The organism is Oleiphilus sp. HI0132 (genome assembly GCF_001635845.1).
In genome coordinates, this window is sequence record NZ_LWGJ01001279.1 from 1 (window position 1) to 7,707 (window position 7,707).

General features: G+C 45.4%; 6 protein-coding genes and 1 pseudogene. 3 read left to right on the top strand and 4 right to left on the bottom strand.

From position 1 onward, the window contains the following. The 3 genes and pseudogenes from A3766_RS19420 to A3766_RS32740 all read left to right on the top strand — a co-directional run. A partial coding sequence (locus tag A3766_RS19420; RefSeq protein ID WP_156508991.1) for a bifunctional diguanylate cyclase/phosphodiesterase occupies window positions 1–1,314 on the top strand: 1,314 nt, incomplete at its 5' end. 5 nt (window positions 1,315–1,319) lie between these two features. Next, window positions 1,320–2,045: a Sir2 family NAD-dependent protein deacetylase gene (locus A3766_RS19425; RefSeq protein WP_068516137.1), complete on the top strand. Its 726-nt coding sequence runs from the start codon at window positions 1,320–1,322 to the stop codon at window positions 2,043–2,045. Between the two features lies 1 nt (window position 2,046). Continuing rightward, window positions 2,047–2,429 (top strand): annotated as a pseudogene (locus A3766_RS32740) (BLUF domain-containing protein). Here the strand turns inward: A3766_RS32740 and A3766_RS19435 are convergent. The 4 genes from A3766_RS19435 to A3766_RS19450 form a co-directional block, all read right to left on the bottom strand. Further along, entirely contained in the window at window positions 2,430–2,966 is a 537-nt protein-coding gene (locus tag A3766_RS19435) for a DUF924 family protein (RefSeq protein WP_068516141.1), read from the bottom strand. 462 nt (window positions 2,967–3,428) lie between these two features. Continuing rightward, complete coding sequence (locus A3766_RS19440; RefSeq protein ID WP_068516145.1) at window positions 3,429–4,286, bottom strand: 2-oxoacid:ferredoxin oxidoreductase subunit beta; 858 nt, start codon at window positions 4,284–4,286, stop codon at window positions 3,429–3,431. Further along, complete coding sequence (locus A3766_RS19445) at window positions 4,270–6,021, bottom strand: 2-oxoacid:acceptor oxidoreductase subunit alpha (protein ID WP_068516148.1); 1,752 nt, start codon at window positions 6,019–6,021, stop codon at window positions 4,270–4,272. Before A3766_RS19445 ends, A3766_RS19440 begins: the two co-directional genes overlap by 17 nt. A gap of 238 nt (window positions 6,022–6,259) precedes the next feature. Next, window positions 6,260–7,336 (bottom strand): AraC family transcriptional regulator, encoded by a 1,077-nt coding sequence (locus A3766_RS19450; protein WP_068516150.1) that lies wholly within the window; start codon window positions 7,334–7,336, stop codon window positions 6,260–6,262. Between the last annotated feature and the right edge of the window lie 371 nt (window positions 7,337–7,707).

Sequence of the window (7,707 nt, forward strand, 5' to 3'; positions counted from 1 at the left end):
TTAACAGGCTTTTATAACCGTAGAACCTTTGAGAGTTCAGCAAAAGAGTTATTGCTTAAAGTTCAAGCAGGTGAAGATTCGGCCTGCTTACTATATATGGATCTAGACCAGTTTAAGATTGTGAATGACCTCTGTGGCCACACTGCAGGCGACATCTTGCTAAAAAATATTAGCCAGAAGCTGCTTCAAGAAGTAAAAGCGCTCGGGCCTCAGCAGATCATCGCTCGACTGGGGGGCGATGAATTCGGCATTCTCGTTAGCCAAACAAGTCTTCCCAAAGCAAGGCTTATTGCCGAAAGTCTCAGAGAAGCCGTCGAGAAATTTTTATTTATCTGGGAAGGTAAGCGTTACAGCATTGGCGTCAGTATCGGCTTGGTTGAAATATACCCTTATCACCAGAATGTAGAACAACTACTAGCCATGGCGGATGCTGCTTGCTATATGGCCAAAGACCAAGGGCGTAATCGTGTTCATGTATTCATTGAGTCTGATAAAGACCTACAGTTCCGACAGCTCGAAATGCAATGGGTCACAACAATTAAAGAAGCACTAACGAATGATCAGTTCTTTTTAGTCTTTCAACACATTGCGCCCAACCAAGGTCAAGAGCAAAACTTTCATTACGAAATCCTGCTTCGCCTGATCAATAGCAACGGCAACCTTTGTTCTCCAGGCCAGTTCTTGCCCGCGGCAGAACGCTATAACCTCATGCCTAATATAGATCGCTGGGTCATCAAGAATTACTTCGCTTGGTTAGGTAAACACCCCGAGCACTTGGAAAAGCTCGGCTGTGCCAGTATTAACCTCAGTCCACAGAGCATTGGTCAAAAAGAATTCTCAGCTTTTCTGGTTAATCTCTTTGAAGAGAATAAGGTGCCGCCCCATAAAGTCTGCTTTGAGATCACCGAAAGCATGGCGATCACGCATCTAGATAATACCCAGAATTTCATCGATAAATTCAGGGCGCTCGGCTGTCGCTTTGCACTCGACGATTTTGGCACAGGCTTTTCATCCTATGCCTATCTAAAGGACCTTAATATTGACTACCTAAAAATCGATGGCGTATTTGTTAAAAACTTATGCGATGATGCCGTAAATACCGCAATGATCAAATCAATTGCCGACGTCGCAAGTGCTATAGGCATAGAAACGATTGCAGAGTTTGTTGAAACAGCAGAGATTCAAGATAAGCTGACCGAAATAGGCATCACTTACTCTCAAGGCTATCATATTCATAAGCCAGTAAAGCTTGATTCCCTTGCGCTTGAAGAGAGTAGAGCCCAACCTAACAGCCATGAAGAAGGTAATAGCTAGTCAATATGAGTACCTTATATATTACGGGCGCAGGTGTTAGCGCAGAAAGTGGCATTCCAACGTTTAGAGGTGAGGATGGCTTTTGGACCATTGGCAGTAAGAACTATACCCCGATGGAAATGGCTACGCGCCGAATGTACACCGAAAACCCGGTAGAATTTCTATCTTGGTACTATCATCGTTTTGCAACGTATCGCCATCACGGGCCAAATGAAGTGCACCATTGGCTCGCAGATAAAAACCTGATCACCCAAAATATTGATGGTCTTGATGGTAAGGCCGGCAACAAAGATTATATCGCAATTCATGGGCGCTTAGATCAAATGACGCGTTTTCATGAGCAAGGCCCAACGGTTGAGACTTATCAAACGCCTTGGGAACAAGTGGATGAAGAGAATCTTGTCGACTCACTACTTTCCCTGTTTAAAATTAGTAAGCACACACTTACACCAGAGCTAGACGTTTCACAAAAGCCTTACGTTTTGCTCTTCGATGAGTTCTACACTGATCTTTACAGAATATCAGAGGCACAGGAACGAATGCGTTATGCCTCGAAGATGGTATTTATGGGCACCTCCTTTAGTGTCAATATTACTCAAATGGCCCTGGAAACGGCTGTTCATAACGATATCCCGATAGAAATCGTAGACCCGAAGCCCGTGAAAATTCACTACCAAAATACAACTTATCATCAGGTAAAGGCGTCTGATTATATTAAGAGAGTGACTTAACGTGAGTCTAGTTCAATTGATTTATGTGAGTACGGCTTCCAAGGTTTTAACCCTAGAAGACTTGAAAAGTATTGTTGAAGTCGCAAAGCTGAATAATCAAAAGCATATGATTAGCGGTTTTCTATGCTCAGATAAGCGCTATTTCAACATATCAAAACAGACTATCGCCACAAGGCCTTAAAGCTTATCGTTTATAACGAAACGACTAGCCGCTCTTTTCCCGAGTGGGCAATGGGAGCCGTTCTTCAAGTCGGGAGTCACGAGAAAATACTCGCAAAGTTCAACCCTGATCGTTCATTTCAACCGTATGCTTTAAGTCCAAGTGATAGCCTTAGTTTCTTACAGGCGTTTTCTGAATTCAGAGGGATGCCAAAAAGCACTTAATCAGAAAGACGAGCCTGGCTGCTCCAGAAACGCTAACTCTGGCTGACTCGACTCTCTTCCAAGTATCTGATTACGATGAGGGTAGCGACCAAAACGATCAATAATTTCCTTATGGCGCTTTTCAAATTCAAGATTGCGCTCCAAACCCTTTTGAGAATAAAGCGACAACGCAACTTCATGAATCGCTCTTGATTCACTATGCATGAAAGGCATATACAGAAAACTTCGCTCAGTGGGTTCAAGTGCTAAATCTGCACGACAAGCGATCGCTTCCTGAGCCAGCACCAAAGCAAGTGTATCAGAAGCGAAAGCAGCCGGCGTATCTCGATACATATTTCGAGAGAATTGATCTAGAACGATAATCTCAGCCAACCGGCCTTCGGGGCTTGAACGCCAAGTGTAGAGTTCCCCCGCATTCGCTTGGCGGTGCAAGGAAGCAAAACGCCCTTGAATCAGGGCGTCGAAATCAGAGTCCTTAACAAACCAGCTCGAAGGTTCGATTTCTTCAAACCAGAAACTCAATACAGATTGGCACATTGTTTCAGCTAAGTCCTTAATTAAGTAAAACCTAACTGTAGACCTTGAAACACACAAATGCGAGTCGTCGAGAGCTAAGGGCGACTCGGCGAGGGGTAGAACCCTCTGCCTAGAGAGTCGATAAAAAGTTACAGCCCTGAATGGCACTTACTTAAGGAGAAATTGGCGTCATTCCCTTGAACAAGGGAATCCATTGTTTTGAGGCTAACTCAATGAAATTGAAGGACCATGACTATCGCTAACCTATAGATTTCTAGTCTTTTTTAACTCTCTAGGTCAGCCAAACGGCTGAAAAACAATGGATTCCCGCCCCGCCCAGGCGGCCCTCTCTTGCTGCGCAATTCACCTTGTGCGCGGGAATGACGAGTTTCGGGGCGAAATCAAGCTTAAGTAAGTGCCATTGGTTACAGCCCTCTTTTCAGAAAAGGACTAACTTAAGTAAGCCGCCTTCAAGTCATACATCTAAACCTGAAACGTACGCTGCATTTCGTCCAGCACTTCCCCTTCGTTCTCGGGCTCATAATGCGGAGGCATCCATGCAGGTCTTTCATTCTGATAAATCATACCAAGCCCGAAGCCATCATCCCTCTGAATTTCAGCAGCGGTCTGAATTGGGTCGTGAGTGTGCTCCTGACCAAACTCATGGACCATTTCCTTCCAATGCTTTTGCTCAGGTACAAAGGTGACACACTGGCTCAATGCCTGCACGAAGGAGAAACCTTCATGTTCAATAGCCTTAACGATTAAATCCGTTAGCTGCTTCGGATCACCATAATAACCACGCGCGATAAATCCGGCCCCGGCACCCAGTGCAAGGCTCGCTGGCTGCAGTGCAGGAACACCCGTGCCATGAGGGGTTAGTTTACTGTGATCCCAATCCGAAGGCGTCGTAGGTGAAGCCTGCCCTTTAGTCATACCGTAGACTTCATTATCCATGGCGATATAGGTGAAATTGATATTCCGTCGACAGGCATGCAAAAAGTGATTGCCACCAATAGAAAAACCATCACCATCGCCTCCCACCGCGATGACAGTCAAATCCGGACGTGCCACCTTCAAACCACCCGCCACGGGCAGCGCCCGACCGTGAACACCATGAAAACCGAATAAATGTGTGTAGGCAGGCAAACGAGACGAACAGCCAATACCCGAAATGATAGCAACATTCTCCGGGTCAAGGTTGAGTTTTGCCAAAGCACGGGTTAAAGCAGCTAACACTGAATAGTGCCCACAACCGGCACACCAAATTGGGCTGACCGTAGACTTATAATCCTTCGCTTTTCTTGTTGCTATGTTTTTATTCTCAGCAGTTGGCGACATGTTCTACCTCCAGAGCGTTCTGTTCCCATTGATTAAAGGCACCGATAATATGCTTCGGCCGGATAGGTAAAGGGCCCGGAATAGCCAAGCTTTGGTGAGCACAAGGAAAGTCTACATGCGCCCTTAACCAAGCCATAAACTGGGCACCATGACTCTGCTCGACAACAAGTACTTTTTCTGCACCCTCTAGCTCGCGCAACAGCGCCTCGGTTTGTAGTGGCGCGATCAAACGTAAAGCAATGACTCGGCATGCCTCACCTTGCTCGGTCATTCTTTCAGCCGCTTCTTTAGCTACCGATGAGACCGACCCCCAACAAACTATGGCGCTTTCACCCTGCCCTGACACCTCAGCCCAATGTTCAGAATAATCGAACTGACGAAGCTTCTCGGCGCGTTTCTGCAGCTGCTCGCGATGCATTTCTGTGGCAGCAGAAGGCGTGCCATGTTGGTTATGCTCCAACCCGTCTGCGGTATACATCATGTCTTCTTCACCAGGAATCGACATAGGTGAGATACCGCTATCAGTTAGTGCGTAACGATGATAAGGCGTATCTGAATGCGCTGCGATCAAGCGTTCACCCTTTTCTTGCCAAAGCTGCGGCTCCAGAAGGCTTGCATCTGACTGGGCCATTGATTGGTCAGACAAGGTAATCACTGGCACCTGCAGGTGTTCTGCCAACCACACTGACCAACCCGTGGTAAAGGCACTGTCTGCAATCGATAACATGGCAGTCACCACATGCGGCGCATCGCCATGCAAACCATGTAGCGCCATATTTAGATCAGACTGCTCTGATTTGGTGGGAATACCCGTTGAAGGGCCTCCTCGCATCACATTCACAATTACCAGATGAGTTTCACTGGCAACGGCCAAACCTATAGACTCAGCCATCAATGCTAAACCAGGGCCAGAGGTAGCGGTAAGCGACGAAACACCGCCAAAAGACGATCCGATAATCATATTGATAGAGGCCAGCTCATCTTCAGCCTGAACCAAACTGCCGCCCAATTTTTCCAAATTTGGCGCGAGCCACTCAAGAATGCCCGAAGCCGGTGTAATCGGATAAGCCGCAACAAAGCGCGTACCTGCCTTTAGCGCACCGAGACCACAAGACTCACTACCATTTACCAACCATTGTGGAGATTTTTCACTCTTATCTGCCAATTGAACTTGCGCCACTTCCTGGTATTGGTCAGCCAGGTTCCAACCCGCAATTAACCAGTCTTCAGCCTGCGACAGCAACTCTTCTTTCTTGGCAAAGTGCTCTCTCAATACCTTCTGTATCGTGCCTTGCTCCAAACCTAAGAATTTAGCTAACAGGCCCGCAGCGACAATATTCTCTCCGCCATCAGCGGTCTCACTTGCCAGTGTATCCAATGGAAGCTCGACGACGCGAGCACCAGAGTCTTTAACAAACTCTGGAGTCTTAGTCTGATCTTTCCCTATGATAACGACACTGTTTTCGTTCAATGGCACTTCAGCACTAAAACGCGTGACATGGTCAGTATCAAGCAAGACGAGTAAGTCGAAATAGTCATCAGGGGATTGAACAGGATGATTTGAAAAACGAAGAAGGCTTAAAGACTCCCCTCCCCTTATTTGCGGCCCGAAAGAGCGTTGCGCCAAACCGAAGTAGCCTGCTTTGGCGCAAGCCTTGAGCAGTAACTGTCCGGTTGTGATAACACCCGTACCGCCGTAGCCAGCGATGGCAATGGAAACGGATTGCTTGGTCATATAGCCTCCTCTTATTGTTTAAGGAAACCATTACACAGAGCGCAGGCTAGGTAAATGAGTCAGATCAAGTGTGGGCAGTTATAGTAAGCCGAGTTTAAAAAAGCTAGGCAGAGGCTCCCCCTCATTAATCAAGGGCGTGCTAAATTGCTAGCGAGCCTTGGAAGGCTCTGTTTACAAAGTGACTACCCACCATCTAGCCGTTGTAAACTAAGCAAAGAGCAATAAAAAACTAAGCATTCTAATTCGGTTTAAAGTTCTTCGGCGATAGACCGTACCAGCGTTTAAAAGCTCGGCTGAAACTTGATGCATCACTATAACCCAAGCTTTCAGCCAAAGTTTCAATGGATATATCCTGTTTTCGAATATGAGCCAGTGCAACGCGCTTACGTTCCTCTTCTAATAGCTCTTTATATGATGTTTCATGAGACTGAAGATGACGCCGTAAGGTACGCGGAGACATACAAAGCTCAGAGGCTAAGGTATCAAGAGACAATTCTTGGAAAATATCTCTACGAATAATGAATTTCACGCGATCTAAAACCGTATTATCAGGGCAAACTTCACTCAAACGCTCCTGACAACATTGTTCATTTAACTGGGCCGAATCTTTGTTGTAGAAAACCAGAGGCTGCTTAAGCAAGGCTTCAGACAAAACAATTCGATTCTGATCCTGATTAAAAAATACCGGCACCGAAAAGAACTCGTCGTAAGCCTCAATTACCTTCGGTTGATCGAAGGAAAAGTGTATCTGGCCCGCTTTATCATGGTCATCCAGCTCAACGCCCCCCATAAAAAAGCGCCCTAAGGAGTAAATTACAGAGCAGGTGAATTCCATAAAATAAGGTAGCGCGTCACCCAAGTCTTGTTTAGGCGTCAGGGTTAACACTCCCAATCCAGATTTTTGCATTTCAAACTTGAAACCCAGTATCTGTGTAAATAAAGGTTGATACTTGGTCAGAAGTTCCATCGCTTGCTGAACATTCTCACTACTCATAATTCGAGCCGCGAGTACTCCATCATGATGCAGAAAACTCTGCTCTCCCAAGTAAAGTGCAAAAGGATGATGAGGAAGCAAACGCCTCGCATTAATAATCAGCTGCTTGTACTGAAGAAAATTTATCGTCTGATCAGTCTCGGATAAATCCTGAAACTGAAGCCCTGTATCTTTTAACAAGGACCTCAGATCTACCTTATTCATCATGAGGATTTTAACTAGCGGCTTAACACGCGCGATAGGGATAAAGACCTCACCCGAAGTCTGATATTCAGTACGTAAGTTTCGGTGCCCGATTTTGGCTATATTTAAAGCGCCCATAGTTAACCTTTCATTTTGTTTTTATTATCAATGAATATTTTGAGTCAGTGAAAAAAGGCTTTCTTACCTTGCCCTAAAATACTCATAAATGTTGCTATATGAACATATCGTATCGAGCAACCAAAGTTTTTGAAAGTAACCATCGCTCATTTCGCTAAAAAGATGTTATTTTTTGATCAGCTTATCATTCCTGCTGATAAATCTCGACATAACATATAAAACTTTCTTCATAGCTTTTTGCCGAAGAATTAACCTGGATCAAGATCAGCTATTTACTCAGCAAGGCTAGCAAGGAATACTTAATAAGAACTACACTATTTAACTTCATGGCTGTACCAAGAAAATAACAACTCAGTAGTCTGCTTATGGAA

Bases quoted from the DNA above. Each gene is read 5' to 3' on its own strand.
- A3766_RS19450 (WP_068516150.1), bottom strand. From the start codon at position 7,336: ATGGGCGCTTTAAATATAGCCAAAATCGGGCACCGAAACTTACGTACT.
- A3766_RS19435 (WP_068516141.1), bottom strand. From the start codon at position 2,966: ATGTGCCAATCTGTATTGAGTTTCTGGTTTGAAGAAATCGAACCTTCG.
- A3766_RS19440 (WP_068516145.1), bottom strand. From the start codon at position 4,286: ATGTCGCCAACTGCTGAGAATAAAAACATAGCAACAAGAAAAGCGAAG.
- A3766_RS19425 (WP_068516137.1), top strand. From the start codon at position 1,320: ATGAGTACCTTATATATTACGGGCGCAGGTGTTAGCGCAGAAAGTGGC.
- A3766_RS19445 (WP_068516148.1), bottom strand. From the start codon at position 6,021: ATGACCAAGCAATCCGTTTCCATTGCCATCGCTGGCTACGGCGGTACG.